The following is a 16,016-nucleotide window of genomic DNA, read 5'->3' on the forward strand; positions in this document are numbered from 1 at the left end:
CGGCGACCTGGAGGTCGACTCACCATGATCACGATCCGGAACGCCGGAGGAGTCGCACTGTTCCTGTTCGGCACCACCTTCCTCTGGCTCACCCCCGCCTTCGCGACCGCGGGCCTGGACACCACCGGCTTCTGGTGGAGCCTGACCCAGGTCCTCGCGCTCCTGACGCTCGCCGGATTCACCGTCGCCACCTGGGGATTGTTCCGGCGCACCACCTGGTGGCGGACCATCGCCCTCCTCGCGGCCGGCCTGGGCGTGCTGACCCTGATCCCCTACCTGATCGCCGCACGGACCGCCGGCGAGACCACGCCATGGTTCACCGCCCTGATCCTCGCGGTCGGCTGCGCGGCCGTGTTCCTTCTCCTCCTGGCACCGAAGCCGAGGACCTGGATCCACCGCCACGTCATGGCCGGGCGATGACCTCGGCGACGTCTCCGCGGATTCCGTCGGACTGCCGCTGGCCGCCCCTGAGCGCAGCCGGGATCATGTCCGGTACGCCAGGCGGATCCGGCTCCACTCGTGATGGCCGTCGACCGTCGCCCTGTGCGCGTCAATGCGTCGGCGAGGGCAACCGCCAGCTCTCGACGGGGTCGGCGAAGGAGAGGGCCGGGTCGTCGGCGGCGAAGGTGCGGGCCGGACCGGGCCCGGTCGCGCGCGTCTCGAACCGGATCGTGACCCGGCCGTGCCCCGCGCCCTGCACCCAGCCGTGCCCGTGCTCGGTGTGCGCGACGTCGTCGCCCGCCCGCCAGGGGCTCGCCGGGTCCCGCGGGCCGTGCCGCCCGCCGGGGCGCGGCCCGAACTCGGTGCCGGGCTCCGGATGGGCCTCCTCCGTGGTCTCGACCGTGAGCACCGTGTCCGCCTCGACGGCGTCCGCGGGCTCCGCGAGCGGCGCCGTGGTCCACCCCGACCCCGACGGCACGGCCTCGAACAGCGCCGGCGGCGGGCTCTCCGACAACCCCGACAGCGACACCCCGACCAGCCGGACCCCGCCCTCGGGCACCGCGGTGCGGGCGAGCCGCTGCGCGACGGCCGTCAGGGTGGCCAGGTCGGTGGAGGCGAAGGCGGTGGTCTCGGAGCGGGTGTGGGTTTCGAAGTCCGCGTTGCGTGCCTTCACCGTGACGGTCCGCGCCGCGCGTCCGTCGACGACGAGCCGGCGGTGGGCCGCCGCCGTCATGCGCCCGACCTCGCGCAGGACGTCGGCCATCGCGGTGAGGTCGTGCTCGAAGGTGGTCTCCGCCGAGATCTGCTTGCTCGCGCCGCGCGGGGCGACCGGCCGCTCGTCGATCCCGCGGGCGAGCCGGTGGAGCTCGGCGCCGACCGCCGTACCGAGGACCCCGGCGACCTCGCGGGCGTCCATGGCGGCGAGGGCGCCGATCGTCTCGATGCCGACCTTGCGCAGCGCGGCCTCGGCCACCGGCCCGACGCCCCAGAGCGAGCGCACCGGCAGCGGGTCGAGCACCTCGCGCTCGACCTCCGGCGCGACGACCTTCAGTCCGTCCGGCTTCGCCAGCTCCGACGCGATCTTCGCGACCTGCTTGCCCGATCCCGCCCCGACGGACGCCGGCAGCCCGGTGCGCGCCCGGACCTCGGCCCGCAGCGCGACGCAGAACTCCTCGACCTCGCCGGCGGAGGCGCCGGCGAGGGCGGGCGGTTCGAGGAACGCCTCGTCGACCGACACCGGCTCGAGCACCGGCGCGGCCTCGCGCAGCACCGCCATGACCTCCTCGGAGATCACCGTGTAGAGCGGGAACCGGGGCGGCAGGACGGTCGCGTGCGGGCACCGGCGGCGCGCCTGCCCCATCGGCATCGCCGACCGCGCGCCGAACACCCGCGCCTGGTAGCTGGCGCCCGCGACCACGCCGCGCCCGCCCGTGCCGCCGACCAGCACCGGCCGGTCCGCCAGGGTGGGACGGGTGAGCTGCTCGACGGACGCGAAGAACGCATCCATGTCGAGATGCAGGACCCACCGGCTCACCCCGCCATTGTGACGGTCGGGTCCGACGGAGCCGGCGGTGCTCAGTGCCGGGGCCGCGGCGGCATCCCCTGCTCCTGGGTGAACGCCACGGTGAAGGAGAAGGGATCCGCATACCCGACCCGGCGGGCGACCGCGGCGACCGTCGCCGACGGGTCGGCGAGGTACTCCGCGGCCAGGCTCATCCGGCGCTGCCGAAGGTAGGCCAGCGGCGCGGCGCCCACCACGTCGCGGAAGCGCAGCGCGAACACCGGTGCGGCGACCCCGGCCTCGGCCGCGAGGGCCGCGACCGTCCACGGCCGCGCCGGGTCGGCGTCGATCGCCGCGAGCGCGGGCCCGACGACGGGATCCGCGGTCCCCGGCACGCGCGCGGCCGGTCGATCCGGGGCCGCACGGGTCCCCGGGAACGAGGAGCCGGGCGCCGTCATGCCGCTCAGCGTAGGCGGGTGCCCGCAGGTCCGACGAGGGTGCTCGCCTGCTCGGGGCAGCGGCTCGCGCCGCGGGGGCTCAGGACTCCGAGGGCACCGAGGTCAGGGCGGCGATCAGCCGGTCGGCGCGGACCTCTCCGAGGTACGGTTCGCCGTTGACGAACAGCGTCGGCGTGCCCCGCACCCCGCTGCGCACCCCCGAGTTGAAGTCGGCCTCCACCCGGTCCTCGACCAGCCGCGTCGCCGGCCAGACCACCCGGTCCGGGTCCACGCCCGCCGCGAGGGCGTGTTCGCGCAGGTCGGCCTGGGTGAGGCGGGGCGGGCCGGGGGCGTAGAGGCTGTCGTGCATCGGCCAGAACCGGCCCTCGAGCGCCGCCATCTCGGACGCCGTGGCCGCGGCCAGCGCGTGCGGGTGCAGCTCGTGCAGGGGGAAGTGCCGGAAGGCGAAGCGCAGCTCGGCGCCGAGCCGCTCCCGGACCTCCTCGATCACCGGTGCGGCGGCCCGGCAGTAGGGGCACTCGAAGTCGCCGTACTCCACCAGCGCCAGCGGCGCGTCGATCCGCCCGGCGACGTGGTCGTACGCCCCGAGCGGCGGGTCGAGCTGTCCGATTGCGCCCACCTCCTCGCGCCGAGGGTTCGCCGCCGGGCAGGATGATCCGGTGGCGGTGACGACCCTATCCGAGCGCGGGGAGCTCTCCCGCGCCGCGCGGCAGTTCCTCCGCACGGAGTCCGGCTCCGCGGTGATGTTGATCGGCGCCGCCGTGGTCGCGCTGCTCTGGGCGAACCTCCCGCTCGGTTACGAGGCCTTCTGGCACACCCAGCTGGCCATGAACCTGGGCGAGTGGTCGCTGAGCCTGGACCTGCGGCACTGGGTCAACGACGGTCTGATGGTCCTGTTCTTCTTCAGCGTCGGGCTGGAGATCGCGCGGGAGATGACCCTCGGCGAGCTGCGCGGCTTCCGGGCGGTCGCGGCACCGGCGGCCGCGGCGATCGGCGGGCTGGTGATCCCCGCGCTGGTCTTCCTCGCCTTCAACTTCGGCACGGAGGCCCAGAACGCCTGGGGCATCACGATCTCCACCGACACCGCCGTGCTGCTCGGCGTGCTCGCCCTCGTCGGTCCGCGCTGCCCCGACCAGCTGCGGGTCTTCCTGCTCGCGCTGGCGATCGTGGACGACATCGGCGCCGTCATCGCCATCGCCGTCTTCTACACCGAGCAGGTCAACGTCCTCGCGTTGTTCCTCGCGATCCTGCTCTTCGCGGCGCTCCTCGGGCTGCGGTTCGTCCGGTTCTGGCGCACCCCGTTCTACGCGGTCATCGGCGTGGTGATGTGGGTTGCGGTGCTCCTGTCGGGCGTGCACCCGAGCGTCGTCGGCGTGGCGCTGGGCCTGCTCGTCAACGCCTACGCCCCGCAGCGGCAGAACATGAAGCGCGCCCTGATCGTCGGCAAGACCTTCATCCTGGACCCGACGCCCGAGCGCGCGCTCGCCGCCCAGGCCGCGGTCACCGAGGCGGTCTCGCCCAACGAGCGGCTGCAGCTGAGGATCCAGCCGTGGTCCAGCTACGTGATCGTCCCGCTGTTCGTGCTGGCCAACGCCGGCGTGGTGCTGTCCCGCGAGACGCTCACCGCGGCCTTCGCGTCGCCGTTGACCTGGGGGATCATCGTCGGGCTCGTGCTGGGCAAGCCGATCGGCGTCACGATCGGCACCTGGTTGGCGCTGCGGACCGGGATCGGCCGGGTGCCGGACACGCTGCGGTGGGGCCAGCTGTTCGGCGGCGCCGGTCTCTCGGGCATCGGGTTCACGGTCGCGCTGTTCGTCACCGAGCTGGCGCTCGACGACGAGCTCCTGGTCAGCGAGGCCAAGATCGGCATCCTGACCGGGTCCGTGCTCGCCGCCCTGGTCGGCTGGCTGGTGTTCCGGGTGGCGGGGGAGCGGGGCGGGCAGTGCTCGCCGTCCGGGCTGCCGACGTTGCCGCCGCGGCCGTGGCGGCCGGTGGAGTAGCTCAGCGCAGGATCGCGTCGCCGTCGTGCACCCGGACCTCGGGCGTGACGGGACCGAGCCCGGCCAGCGCCGCCGGGTGCCCGGGGCCCGCGTCGAGGTCGACGACCCACGCGGCGTCGGGCCCGTCCGTCCAGGCCTCGACCGTGCCCGTCGGACCGAGCGTGATCGCGTCCATCGGGCTGGCGAGGCCCTCGCCGGTGGCCTTGAGGAGGGCCTCCTTGCGCGTCCAGATCGTGAGGAACGCCCGGGCGTCGGCCGGGGGGCGGGCGCGCTCGGCGGGGGAGAGGGCGTGCTCGGCGAGGCGGTCGAGGTCGGAGAGGTCGCGGACCTCCTCGACGTCCAGGCCGACCGGTCCGTCGTCGCTCAGCGCGACGCCGACGCGGTCGCCGGAGTGGGTCAGCGAGAAGGCGGGCGCGGTGCCGCCGGCGAGCCGCGGCTTGCCGTGGGGCTTCCCGCAGCGGCAGGTCCGGTCCAGCGCGATCCAGGCAGGATCGGTGTCGAGGCGGGCGCCGAGCAGGAGCCGGGTGAGGGCGTGCGCGGCGAGGTACCGGGCCTGGTCGGCGGGCCGGCGGAAGGCGGTGAGGCGGGTGCGCTCGTGCGCGTCGAGCAGCGCGACGAGCTGCGGCGCCGACGAGGGGTCGACGGGTCGGGCCCACCAGACGTCCGGCACGGGTCGAGGGTAGTCGGTCGCGAGACACCGCCCGCTCCGATGGAACTCGCCCAAGCTCACAGCGCGACTCGCGGAAGCTCACAGCGCGACTCGCGGAAGCTCACAGCGCGACTCGCGGAAGCTCACAGCGCGCCTGGCGGGAGCAGCACGTCCCGCGAGTCGGGCACCACGGTCCGCGAGTCGGGGTCTGGGCTTCCGCGAGTCGGGCTCTGAGTTCTCGTGAGTCGCGCTGTGAGCTTCCGCGAGTCGGCGTTCCACCTCCCTCGGGACCCCTCGCGCCCGAGGGTGCGGCGGGCCGGTCCCAGGAGTGGCCGGCCCCGCCGCGGTTCAGCCGCTGCGACGTGCGGCGTAGTCGGTGCGGAAGTGCACCGGAGTGGTGCTCGCCCGGCCCGTGCGGGCGAGGGCGCGCGGCGCGTCCCGACCGACGGCCTGCGGGGTCTTCCCGCGGGCGGCGGCGCGGCGGGCGGCGCGGTTGGTGGGCTGCCGGGTCTGGCTGGTGTCACGTACTCGCACGAGGACCTCCCGATGGAGATGAGGGGCCGCCCCGAGGGCGGTGTGCGCGTCCTCCCGGGGCTCCGGACGCGTCGGCGACGGAGGACGACGTCGAAAGCCGTGGACCGCGGGCCGCAACACCTGCGCGATCCGGGGAGGGAGGACGTCCGGCCACTGCGGGGCGGCCCGGACGGACAGGAACCGGCCGGCGCGGATCCGCGCCGGGATCGGGCGGCGGCTCTCCGGTGGAGGCGCCGCGCCGTCTCACAGGGTGATGAGGTCCATGGCCGAGACCCTAGGGACGCCTCCCGCCCCGTGCGACCGATTTACGGTGGACCAGTGGACGGCTTCCCGGACGTGATCGTGATCGGCGGCGGGATCGCCGGCGCGTCGGTGGCCTACGAGATCGCGGGGACGCGCTCGGTGCTCCTGCTGGAGGCCGAGTCGTCGCTCGCGGTCCACTCGACCGGCCGCTCGGCCGCGACCTACATTCCCGGCCACGGCACGGCCGTCTTCCGCGCACTGATCCGGGCGAGCGCGCCGCGCTTCCCCGCCCTCGCCGAGGAGCTGGGGGTGCCGCCCTTCCTGCGGCCGCTGACCGTCGTCTGGGCGGCGTTCGACGAGCACGGCGAGCGCGAGTTGCAGCACCTGCTCGCCGAGTGGGCCACCGAGCCGGACGGGCCGCACGCGCTCACCGCGGCCGAGACCGCGAAGGCCTGCCCGGGGCTGCGGGAGGTGCGGTCCGGCGCGATCACCGAGGCGGCGGCGGACGCCGACGCGATCGGCCTGCACGGCGCCTACGTCCGTGGGCTGCGCCGTCAGGGTGGCCGGGTCGTGCAGGGCGCCCGGGTCGCCGCGATCGCGCGGGCCGGCGGGACCTGGCGCGTCGAGACCGAGGCGGGCACGTGGACCGCGCCCGACGTCGTCGACGCGGCCGGGTCGTGGGCGGACGCCGTCGCCGCCCTGGCCGGGGTGCCCCAGGCCGGGCTCACCCCCTACCGCCGCACCATCGCCGTCTCCCCGTGCACGCTGCCGGACGGCATGCCGATGCTGATCGACGCCGCCGAGCGCTTCTACTGCAAGCCGGAGGGCGACGCCCTGCTCCTGTCGCCCGGCGACGAGACGCCCGCCGAGCCCGGCGACGCCCGCCCGGACGAGCTCGACGTCGCGCTCGCCCTCGAACGGGTCGAGGAGGCACTGCACCTGGGCCTGCGCTCGGTGCGCACCGCGTGGGCGGGCCTGCGGACGTTCGCACCGGACCGCGATCCGGTCGTCGGAGCGTTCCCGGAGTTCCCCGGCTTCCACTTCTTCGCCGGTCAGGGCGGGTCCGGGATCGAGTCCGCACCCGCGCTGGCGGCGCTGGGGGCCGCCGTCGTGACGGGCGCGCCGGTACCCGCGGACGTCGGCGTCCGGCCGGACCAGGTGTCTCCGGCACGCTTGTAAGCGTGCGCTGACTTCATGCGGCACCATGGGGGCATGGCGCCGACCACCACCTCCGGCCTCGAGCTGTTCGAGGGGCCGTTCTGGAGCGATCCCTACCCGGCCTACGCCGAGCTGCGCGCGGACGAGCCGGTGCGCAGGCTCGACCTGCCCGACGGCCCGATGTGGATCATCGCGCGCTACGAGGACGCGCGGGCCGCGTTCGTCGACGCCCGGTTCTCCAAGGACTGGCGCCACACCCTGCCGGCCGACCAGCGCGCGGCGATGCCCGCGGCGCCGACGCCGATGATGCTGCTGATGGACCCGCCGGACCACACCCGGCTGCGCAAGCTCGTCAGCCGCTCGTTCACCGCGCGGCGGATGTCCGAGCTGCGCCCGCGCGTCCAGGAGATCGCCGACGACCTGCTCGCCGCCCTGCCCGCCGACGGCACCGTGGACCTCATGGCGGACTACGCCTTCCTGCTCCCGGTCCGCGTGATCTGCGAGCTCCTCGGCGTGCCGGCGGAGGACCGCGACGACTTCGGCAGCTGGTCGTCGACGATGATCGACGAGTCGCCGCAGGACGAGAAGACGGCCGCCTCGCAGAAGCTGTCGGAGTACCTGGCCGCCCTGATCGACCGCAAGCGCACGGAGCCGGACGACGCCCTGCTCAGCGCCCTGACCCAGGTCTCCGACGAGGACGGTGACGCCCTGTCCCAGGAGGAGCTCGTCGCCATGGCGATGCTGCTGCTCATCGCCGGCCACGAGACCACGGTCAACCTGATCGGCAACGGGATCCTGGGCCTGCTCACCCACCCCGACCAGCGCGAGATCCTGGCCGAGAAGCCGGAGTTCTGGCCCGCGGCCGTCGAGGAGTTCCTGCGCTGGGACTCGCCGGTCACCAACGCGCCGGTCCGGTTCGCCGCCGAGGACGTCGAGGTCGCGGGCACGACGATCCCCGAGGGCGCCGTCGTCATGCTCGGGATCGCCGCGGCCAACCGCGACGACGCCCGCTTCGCCGACGCCGCCCGGCTCGACGTCACCCGCGACGACCGCGGCCACCTCGCCTTCGGCTACGGCCTGCACCACTGCCTCGGCGCCCCGTTGGCCCGGATCGAGGGCGAGGTCGCGCTGCGCAGCCTGTTCACCGCCCGTCCCGGGATGGAGCTGGCGGCGCAGGACGTCACCCACCGGCGGAGCACGCTGATCCGCGGCCTCACCGCGCTGCCGGTCCGGCTCGGCGCGCCCGCCTGAAACCGGGGCCGCACGGGTACAACGGAGGGACACGTCGCCGAGCCGGAGGTCGCGCGCGATGCCCCAACCCCAGGACCCGTTCGGCGGCGGGCTCGGCCCGCTGGAGGACCTGCTGCGCGGCCTCGTCAACGGCCTCGGCTTCCCGGACGACGACCGGGAGGACGAGCCGCGCGAGGAGCAGCGGGCCCCGAACCGTCCCCGGCGCACCTCGACCCGGCGGCTGGACCGGCACGGGCGGGACCTGACCGCCGAGGCCCGGGCGGGCCGGCTGGACCCGGTGATCGGCCGGGACGCCGAGATCGACCAGGTCGTCGAGGTGCTGGCGCGGCGCACCAAGAACAACCCGGTGCTGGTCGGGGAGCCGGGCACGGGCAAGACGGCGATCGTCGAAGGGCTGGCCCAGCGGGTCGCCGCCGGCCGGGTGCCGGTGGCGCTGCGGGACGTCCGGGTCGTCGCGCTCGACCTGGCCGGGATGGTCGCCGGCACGAAGTACCGCGGCGAGTTCGAGGAGCGGCTCACCGCGGTGATCGACGAGATCACCGCGGCCGGACGGTCGCTGGTGATCTTCGTCGACGAGCTGCACCTGGTCGTCGGGGCCGGGTCCGCGCAGGACCAGGCCATGGACGCGGCCAGCATCCTCAAGCCCGCCCTCGCGCGGGGCGACCTGCAGCTCGTCGGGGCGACGACGCCGGAGGACCACCGCCGGTACATCGAGCGTGACGCCGCGCTGGACCGCCGGTTCGAGGTCGTGCGCGTGCCCGAGCCGACGCCCGAGGCCACCGCCGACATCCTGCGCGGGCTGCGGCCGAAGTACGAGGAGCACCACCACGTCCGGATCACCGACGCGGCGATCGACGCCGCCGTCGCCCTCTCCGTGCGCTACCTGCGCGACCGGTATCTGCCGGACAAGGCCGTGGACCTGATCGACCGCGCCGCGGCCCGCTCCGGGTTGCGCCCGCGCGGGAACCAGCCGGACCACCGCGTCGAGGAGCTCGTGCGGGCCCGGGAGGTCGCCGCGGACGCCGGGGACCCGGAGCGTGTGGCGATGCTCGACCGCGAGCTCGAGCGGCTGGTACTGGAGAACGGCCCGCGCGACCGGGAGATCACCGCGCGGGAGGTCGCCGAGGTCGTCGCCGACCGGACCGGCATCCCGGTCGCCGACCTCACCACCTCGGAGCGCAGGCGCCTGCTGGAGCTCGAGGACCACCTGCACCGCCGGGTGGTCGGGCAGCACCGGGCCGTCGAGGCCGTCGCCGACGCGGTGCGCAGCGCGCGGGCCGGGCTGGCCAGTCCGGACCGGCCGTCGGGCTCGTTCCTGTTCCTCGGCCCGACGGGCGTCGGCAAGACCGAGCTGGCCCGCGCCCTGGCCGCGGCGCTGTTCGGGTCCGACGAGCGGATGGTCCGGCTCGACATGAGCGAGTACGGCGACCGCGCGTCCGCCACCCGGCTGATCGGCGCGCCGCCCGGCTACATCGGGCACGACGAGGCGGGCCAGCTCACCGAGCCGGTGCGGCGTGACCCGTACACCGTGGTGCTGCTCGACGAGATCGAGAAGGCGCACGCGGACGTCGTCGCCACGCTGCTGCAGGTGCTCGACGCGGGGCGGCTCACCGACTCCCGGGGACGCACCGTCGACTTCCGGCACGCGATCGTGGTGATGACCAGCAACCTCGGGGCCGAGGAGATCCTCGCGGCGGCCGCGGCGGGCCGGCCCGTGGAGTCGATCCGTGAGCAGCTCATGTTCGCCGTCCGACGGCACCTGCGGCCGGAGTTCCTCAACCGGATCGACGACGTCGTCCTCTTCGAGGCGCTCGACCGGGCCGAGATCCGCGAGATCGCCGAGCTGATGCTGGCCGGCACCCGCGCGCGGCTCGCGGCCCAGGGCGTCGAGCTCGTGGTGGAGCCGGCGGCGCTGGACCGGCTCGCCGAGCTCGGTCACCGGCCCGAGTACGGGGCGCGGCCGCTGCGCCGGGTGGTCGCGCGGGAGGTCGAGCGGCGGCTGGCGCGGCTGCTGCTGGCCGAGGAGTTGCGGTCCGGCGGGCGGGCGCGGCTCGCCGTGGTCGACGGGGAGCTCTCGCTGACCGCTGACTGAGCGGCGGGGCGGGCCTGGCGGCTGCCGGCCGAGATCGCGCAGCGGGCCCGCGTGCACGGCCTGCGCCGCGCCGGCTGCACACGAACGCGACCCTCGTCGAGGCGATCGCGCTCCACCGCTCGGCGGGCCACCGGGAGGTCCCGCCCTTCCCTACGCCCAGCACTGGTTCGCCGAGGACCTGACCGGCGCCGGGTAGGGTCGCGACGAGCCGTCCCGGGGAGGTGCGATGACGGGCCGCCGCCCCACGCTGAAGGACGTCGCGGCGCGGGCCGGGGTCTCCCGGGCGACCGCCTCCCTGGTCATCCGCGAGGAGCGCGGGCCCAGCGAGGCCTCGCGCGAGCGGGTGCGGGCGGCCGCCGCCGAGCTCGGCTACGTCCCCGATCCCACGGCCCAGGTGCTCCGGAGGCGGCGCAGTCGGCTGCTCGGCGTCGTCTTCACCGCGCGGGACGCCTTCCACGCCGACCTGCTCGACGGCATCTACCCGGCCGCCGAGGAGCGCGGCTACACCGTGGTCCTCGGTGCGGTCTCGCCGGTGCGACGGCAGGAGCGGGCGGTGGAGGCGCTGCTCGCGTCGCGGTGCGAGGCGCTGGTGCTGCTGGCGGGGCGGTACGGCTCGGCCGAGCTGAAGGGGCTCGCGGCGCGGCTGCCGGTCGTCGACGTCGGGCGGGTGGGGGACGGCTCGGCGCACGTCGACGCCGTGGAGAGCGCCGACGACGAGGGTGTCGCGGCGGCCGTCGACCACCTCGTCGGGCTGGGGCACCGGGCGATCGTGCACGTCGACGGCGGCGATCAGCCCGGCGCCGACGAACGCCGCCAGGGCTACCGGGACGCGATGCGCCGCCACGGACTGGACGTGCGGGTCCTCCCGGGCGACAACACGGAGGTCTCGGGCGCGGCGGCCGTGGCCGAGCTGCTCCCGGACCTCCCCACCGCGATCCTCGCGAACAACGACCAGTGTGCGGTCGGGGTGCTCGACGCCCTGCGCCGGCAGGGGATCGACGTGCCCGGCCGGGTCTCGGTCGTCGGCTACGACGACAGCCAGCTCTCCCGCCTCGCCCACGTCGACCTCACCACGGTCGCGCAGGACTCGGCCGAGATCGCGCGACTCGCCGTCGGGTGCGTGCTGGAGCGTGCGGACGGGGCCGATGCGGACGCGGTCGAGCCGCGCCGGATCCGGCTGCGTCCCCGGCTGGTGGTGCGGGGGACGACGGGGCCGCCGGGGGAGTGAGGGGCGGCGCGAGCTGTCCTGCACGACCTGGAGGGCCCGAGCCGAGTCCCGACGCCAGGATCCGGTGAGCGAGGCGCGGCCCATCGGTTCGACCCCGCCACACCCGTTGCTGCCCGGCGGCACAACCGAGAGGATCGCGGCACAGCCGGTCGACGGGATGTGCCGCGCTCGAGAGGGTGTGGCAGGCCGACGCTCGCCCAGGACTTCACAGTCGACCTGCTCTGCCTCGTCAGAGATGAGCGTCACGGTCGTCGGGCCTTGGAGCAGCCATGACTTCATCTCGAGCGGGGAGGCCCGCCCGGCGCCACGATCCGGACGGTGAGCCGGAGCACCCGTTCGAGCGCGTCACACGCCGTCGACCGGATGTGCGACGGAGGCTTCTGGTGTGAGAGCCGACCCGGCGGGATGTGCGGAGGCCCGGCCGGGTGTGCTGTGGGCAGAAGCAGCGTCCGGCAGCGTGAGCGGTGGAGCGGGCGACACGGCAGGCGGCGCCGGGTAGGTCGTCGGGGCTTGACGCCGTTCGCCACCCACCCCACACTTCTCCCCGGGCACGCGTTAGATCGATCTAAACGACGTCGACGACCCCGGCGCCCATCGGCGCCCCTCGGTGCGAAGGAGCTCCCATGCTGCGAGTGGCCCTGTTCGGATGCGGCCGGATCGGGCGGGTGCACGCGTCCGCCGTCGCCGCCCACCCCCGGGCCGAGCTCGCGTGGGTGTGCGACCCGATGGAGGCGGCCGCGAAGGAGCTGGCCGGGCAGTACGGCGCCGAGGCGACCTCGGACGTCGCGGCGGTGCTGGCCGACGAGTCCGTCGACGCCGTGATCGTCGCCTCGCCGACGCCCACCCACGTCGACCTGCTGACCGCCGCCGTCAAGGCGGGCAAGGCCGTGATGTGCGAGAAGCCCATCGACCTCGACCTCGCCCGGGTGGACGCCTGCTGGGCCGAGATCGACTCGCTGTCCCCGACCGTCATGGTCGGCTTCAACCGCCGCTTCGACCCCTCCTTCCGAGAGGTCCGCGACCGGGTCGCCGCGGGAGAGATCGGCCGGCTCGAGCAGCTCGTGATCACCAGCCGCGACCCCGCGCCGGCGCCGAAGGCCTACATCGAGACCTCCGGCGGGCTCTTCCGCGACATGACCATCCACGACTTCGACATGGCGCGCTTCCTGCTCGGGGACGTCATCGAGGTGCAGGCCATGGGCGCCACCCTGATCGAGCCGTACATCGCGGAGGTCGGGGACATCGACTCCGCCGTCGTGGTGCTGCGCGCGGCCGACGGCGCGCTCGCCCACATCACCAACTCGCGGCGCTGCGTGTTCGGCTACGACCAGCGCGTCGAGGCCTTCGGCGCCACGGGCATGCTCACCGCGCAGAACCAGCTGCCGACCAGCGTCCGCTACGCCGGCGCGGACCGCAGCGAGGCCGCCTCGCCGTACCAGAACTTCTTCCTCGAGCGGTACAGCACCGCGTACGCCCTCGAGCTCGACCACTTCGTGACCGCCGTCGAGTCCGGCACCGCGCCGTCGCCGACCTTCGCCGACGGCCGGGCCGCTCTGGTCCTCGCCGACGCCGCCGCCGAGAGCCTGCGCACCGGGCGGACCGTCCGCGTCGAGGGATGAGATCCGGGCGCGGTGGCGTTGTCCGGATCATGACGATCCTCGCCACCGCGCCGATCCGCGCGCCGCGCACCCTCGACGACCTGTTCGCCGACGCCCTGCGCGACGCCGAGCGCATGGCCCCGGGCCTGCTCCTGCTGGCGTTCGACGGCTCGGACGAGGTCGAGGCCGACGCCCGCCGCCTGCTCACCACCGACCCCGGCTGCGCCTTCGTGCGGTTCACCGTGCACCGCGAGGACGGCGAGGTCGTGGTCGAGGTGCGGGCGCCCGAGTCCCGCCCGGAGATCCTCGAGGGGCTCGTGGTGAGGGCCATGTCCGCGGGACGCTGAGCCGGAGATCGGCCAGACTGGGCGCATGACCGGCACCCTCGGCGAGGTGACCACCCGCACCGTCGGAGGGCGCACGCTCCGCGTCGCGATCCGTCGCGGCGACGGCTCCCGCACCCCGTTGCTGCTGCTCAACGGCATCGGCGCGCGCCTGGAGATGCTCGAACCGTTCGTGGAGGCGTTGCCGCGCGAGCTCGAGGTGATCCGGTTCGACGTGCCGGGCGTGGGCGGATCGCCCGCACCCCGCAGGCCCTACCACATGACGACGCTGGCGTTGACCGTCGGCACACTGGTGCGGGAGCTGGGCCACGAGAAGGTCGACGTCCTGGGCTACTCCTGGGGCGGCGGGCTCGCCCAGCAGGCCGCGCTCACCGGCCGGGGCTGGGTGCGCCGGCTGGTGCTGGTGGCGACCGGTACCGGCTCGTTGATGGTGCCGGGCCGGCCCGGGGTGCTGAGCAAGATGCTCACCCCGCGGCGCTACCGGGATCCGGCCTTCGCGGCGCGGGTCGCCGGGGAGATCTACGGCGGCACCATGCGCACCCACCCCGAGCGGGCCGCCCGCCTGCTGCAGGCGTCCGGTGAGGGGTACGAGCGCGGCTACTTCTTCCAGCTCCTCGCGGGCGCGGGCTGGACCACGCTGCCGGCCCTGGGGCTGATCGCCGCCCGCACGCTGATCGTCTCCGGCGACGACGACCCGATCATCCCGCTGGTCAACGCCCGGCTGCTGCACCGCGGCATCCGCGACTCCCAGCTGCACGTCTACCGCGGCGGGCACCTCGCGCTGCTCACCGAGCCCCACGAGCTCGCGCCGGTGATCGACCGGTTCCTCGCCGCTCCCTGACCGGCGCCGCCGTCGACGCGCGTTCGGCGATGCCCGTCACCCCCGCCCGGTCACACCCGCCCGGTCTCCCCCGCTCGGTCACACCCGCCCGGTCATCGCCGCCCGGTCATTGCCACCCGCTCATTGCCGCCCGGTCACCGCCCCGGCGCCGCACGCGGGTCGCCGATCGCCGGCGTCACGGCCACGTAGGTCACCGCGGCCGCGCACCCCGCCACGACCAGCGCCGCGCCGCTGCCGGGCTCGCCGACCGCGAGCGCGCGGAAGGCGGCGCCTCCCGCGAGCGCGAGACCCAGCAGCACCGCCACGGCCAGTACGGCACCGGCCGGCCCGGGCCGGCGACGCACCACGGCCACCGCCACGACGAGGATCGCCGCGACGGCCGCGCCGGTGAGCGGGAAGTCCGGGCCGGCCACCGGCACCCGCCAGCCGAACAGGACGCCGACGTAGGCGGCCCAGGTCAGGCCCGCCCGCAGCGCGGGCGCGCGCATCGGCCCCGGCTGCGCGACCACCGACAGCGCGAGCAGCCCCGCCGCGACCAGCACCGCGACCACGGCGAGCGCGGTCGCGGTCCAGGTCAGCGACGCCAGCCCGAGGTAGGCGGCGGCCACCCCGACCCCCACGCACACCGCGCCCGCCCAGCCCAGCGGGCCGGGACGGTGGCGCCTGCGCGCGGTGTCGTTCATGCTGCCGGTGTCGCCGTCGGTCGCCGCCGCGTTACCGCAGGTCGGCGCGGGTCGTGCGCGGCAACTGCCGCGAGAGGTGCAGTTCGCGCGCACGGGGGAGGCATGATCGGGGCATGACCTACGAGACCCTCGACTACACGGTGCGCGACGGGATCCTCACCCTCACGCTCAACCGGCCCGACAACCTCAACTCCTTCACCCTCACCATGGCGGACGAGCTGATCGCGGCCTACGACCGGGCGAGCGCCGACGACGAGGTGGGCGCGATCGTCGTGACCGGGGCCGGCCGGGCGTTCTGCGCGGGGATGGACCTGTCCTCGGAGGGCAACGTGTTCGGCCTCGACGAGTCGCAGCAGCCGACCCTGCGGGACCTGGAGGAGCGCTTCGAGGACCCGGAGATCGTGCGCGGCGTCCGGGACACCGGCGGGCAGGTCTCGCTGGCCGTCTACCGCTGCACCAAGCCCGTGATCGCGGCGATCAACGGCGCCGCGGTGGGCATCGGGGCGACCATGACCCTGCCGATGGACGTCCGGCTGGCCTCGGAGAACGCCCGGATCGGCTTCGTGTTCGGCCGGCTCGGGATCGTGCCGGAGGCGGCCTCGACCTGGTTCCTGCCCCGGATCGTCGGGATCAGCCGGGCCCTGGAGTGGGTCTACTCGGCCGACATCCTCAGCGCCCAGGAGGCGCTCGACGGCGGCCTGGTCCGGTCCGTCGTCCCCGCCGACCAGCTCCTCGAGGAGGCCTACGCGCTCGCCCGCAAGTTCGTCGACGGGCACTCGCCGGTCGCCACGGCGCTGATGCGGCAGATGATGTACCGCAACAGCGCGGCGCCGCACCCGGTCGAGGCGCACCGCGTCGACTCGCTCGCGATGTTCTACACGTCCGTCGCCGACGGGAAGGAGGGCGTGCGCGCGTTCCTGGAGAAGCGGCCGGCGGAGTTCACCGGCCGGGCCAGTGCGCTGCCGCCCTTCGTCCCGTGGCAGGCCGACGACTGA

The 16,016-nt window shown here is 75.0% G+C and carries 16 protein-coding genes; 10 read left to right on the top strand and 6 right to left on the bottom strand.

Annotated elements, in window-relative coordinates:
• Positions 1–24: 24 nt before the first annotated feature.
• Positions 25–420, top strand: a complete 396-nt coding sequence (locus ABD990_RS20885) for a hypothetical protein (RefSeq protein ID WP_345382324.1) — start codon at positions 25–27, stop codon at positions 418–420.
• A gap of 130 nt (positions 421–550) precedes the next feature.
• Here ABD990_RS20885 and ABD990_RS20890 read toward each other — a convergent pair whose 3' ends face one another.
• From ABD990_RS20890 to ABD990_RS20900, 3 genes are all read right to left on the bottom strand, one after another.
• Positions 551–1,975, bottom strand: coding sequence for a DNA polymerase IV (locus ABD990_RS20890; protein WP_345382325.1), 1,425 nt, complete (start codon positions 1,973–1,975; stop codon positions 551–553).
• 41 nt (positions 1,976–2,016) lie between these two features.
• Entirely contained in the window at positions 2,017–2,400 is a 384-nt protein-coding gene (locus ABD990_RS20895; RefSeq protein WP_345382327.1) for a helix-turn-helix transcriptional regulator, read from the bottom strand.
• Positions 2,401–2,479: 79 nt separating this feature from the next.
• Positions 2,480–3,019 (bottom strand): DsbA family protein, encoded by a 540-nt coding sequence (locus ABD990_RS20900; protein WP_345382329.1) that lies wholly within the window; start codon positions 3,017–3,019, stop codon positions 2,480–2,482.
• A gap of 46 nt (positions 3,020–3,065) precedes the next feature.
• Here ABD990_RS20900 and nhaA point away from each other — a divergent pair, with 46 nt between their 5' ends.
• A complete protein-coding gene (gene nhaA / locus ABD990_RS20905; RefSeq protein ID WP_345382331.1) occupies positions 3,066–4,400 on the top strand; it encodes a Na+/H+ antiporter NhaA in 1,335 nt (444 codons plus the stop codon).
• Between the two features lies 1 nt (position 4,401).
• Here nhaA and ABD990_RS20910 read toward each other — a convergent pair whose 3' ends face one another.
• The gene (locus ABD990_RS20910) at positions 4,402–5,070 is read right to left on the bottom strand and encodes a 4'-phosphopantetheinyl transferase family protein (protein ID WP_345382332.1); all 669 of its coding nucleotides are present in this window, start codon (positions 5,068–5,070) and stop codon (positions 4,402–4,404) included.
• 327 nt (positions 5,071–5,397) lie between these two features.
• Positions 5,398–5,583, bottom strand: a complete 186-nt coding sequence (locus tag ABD990_RS20915) for a hypothetical protein (RefSeq protein ID WP_345382333.1) — start codon at positions 5,581–5,583, stop codon at positions 5,398–5,400.
• Between the two features lie 318 nt (positions 5,584–5,901).
• Here ABD990_RS20915 and ABD990_RS20920 point away from each other — a divergent pair, with 318 nt between their 5' ends.
• The 7 genes from ABD990_RS20920 (at position 5,902) to phaZ (ending at position 14,338) form a co-directional block, all read left to right on the top strand.
• Complete coding sequence (locus ABD990_RS20920) at positions 5,902–7,005, top strand: NAD(P)/FAD-dependent oxidoreductase (RefSeq protein ID WP_345382334.1); 1,104 nt, start codon at positions 5,902–5,904, stop codon at positions 7,003–7,005.
• Positions 7,006–7,038: 33 nt separating this feature from the next.
• Positions 7,039–8,235: a cytochrome P450 family protein gene (locus tag ABD990_RS20925; protein ID WP_345382335.1), complete on the top strand. Its 1,197-nt coding sequence runs from the start codon at positions 7,039–7,041 to the stop codon at positions 8,233–8,235.
• 58 nt (positions 8,236–8,293) lie between these two features.
• Positions 8,294–10,327 (top strand): ATP-dependent Clp protease ATP-binding subunit, encoded by a 2,034-nt coding sequence (locus tag ABD990_RS20930; protein WP_345382337.1) that lies wholly within the window; start codon positions 8,294–8,296, stop codon positions 10,325–10,327.
• A gap of 226 nt (positions 10,328–10,553) precedes the next feature.
• Positions 10,554–11,555: a LacI family DNA-binding transcriptional regulator gene (locus ABD990_RS20935; protein WP_345382338.1), complete on the top strand. Its 1,002-nt coding sequence runs from the start codon at positions 10,554–10,556 to the stop codon at positions 11,553–11,555.
• A gap of 623 nt (positions 11,556–12,178) precedes the next feature.
• A complete protein-coding gene (iolG, locus tag ABD990_RS20940; protein ID WP_345382339.1) occupies positions 12,179–13,174 on the top strand; it encodes an inositol 2-dehydrogenase in 996 nt (331 codons plus the stop codon).
• 29 nt (positions 13,175–13,203) lie between these two features.
• A complete protein-coding gene (locus tag ABD990_RS20945; protein ID WP_345382340.1) occupies positions 13,204–13,500 on the top strand; it encodes a hypothetical protein in 297 nt (98 codons plus the stop codon).
• Positions 13,501–13,525: 25 nt separating this feature from the next.
• On the top strand, positions 13,526–14,338 hold the full coding sequence (phaZ, locus tag ABD990_RS20950; protein WP_345382341.1) for a poly(3-hydroxyalkanoate) depolymerase: 813 nt from the start codon (positions 13,526–13,528) through the stop codon (positions 14,336–14,338).
• Between the two features lie 134 nt (positions 14,339–14,472).
• Here the strand turns inward: phaZ and ABD990_RS20955 are convergent, their stop codons facing one another.
• Positions 14,473–15,021 carry a hypothetical protein gene (locus tag ABD990_RS20955; RefSeq protein WP_345382342.1) on the bottom strand — a complete coding sequence of 183 codons (549 nt, stop codon included), beginning with the start codon at positions 15,019–15,021 and terminating at the stop codon, positions 14,473–14,475.
• Between the two features lie 113 nt (positions 15,022–15,134).
• On the opposite strand from ABD990_RS20955, the gene ABD990_RS20960 reads away from it, so the two are divergent.
• Positions 15,135–16,016 carry a crotonase/enoyl-CoA hydratase family protein gene (locus tag ABD990_RS20960; protein ID WP_345382343.1) on the top strand — a complete coding sequence of 294 codons (882 nt, stop codon included), beginning with the start codon at positions 15,135–15,137 and terminating at the stop codon, positions 16,014–16,016.

The sequence above is a fragment of the Pseudonocardia yuanmonensis genome (assembly GCF_039542425.1).
In the GTDB taxonomy this organism is placed as follows: domain Bacteria; phylum Actinomycetota; class Actinomycetes; order Mycobacteriales; family Pseudonocardiaceae; genus Pseudonocardia; species Pseudonocardia yuanmonensis.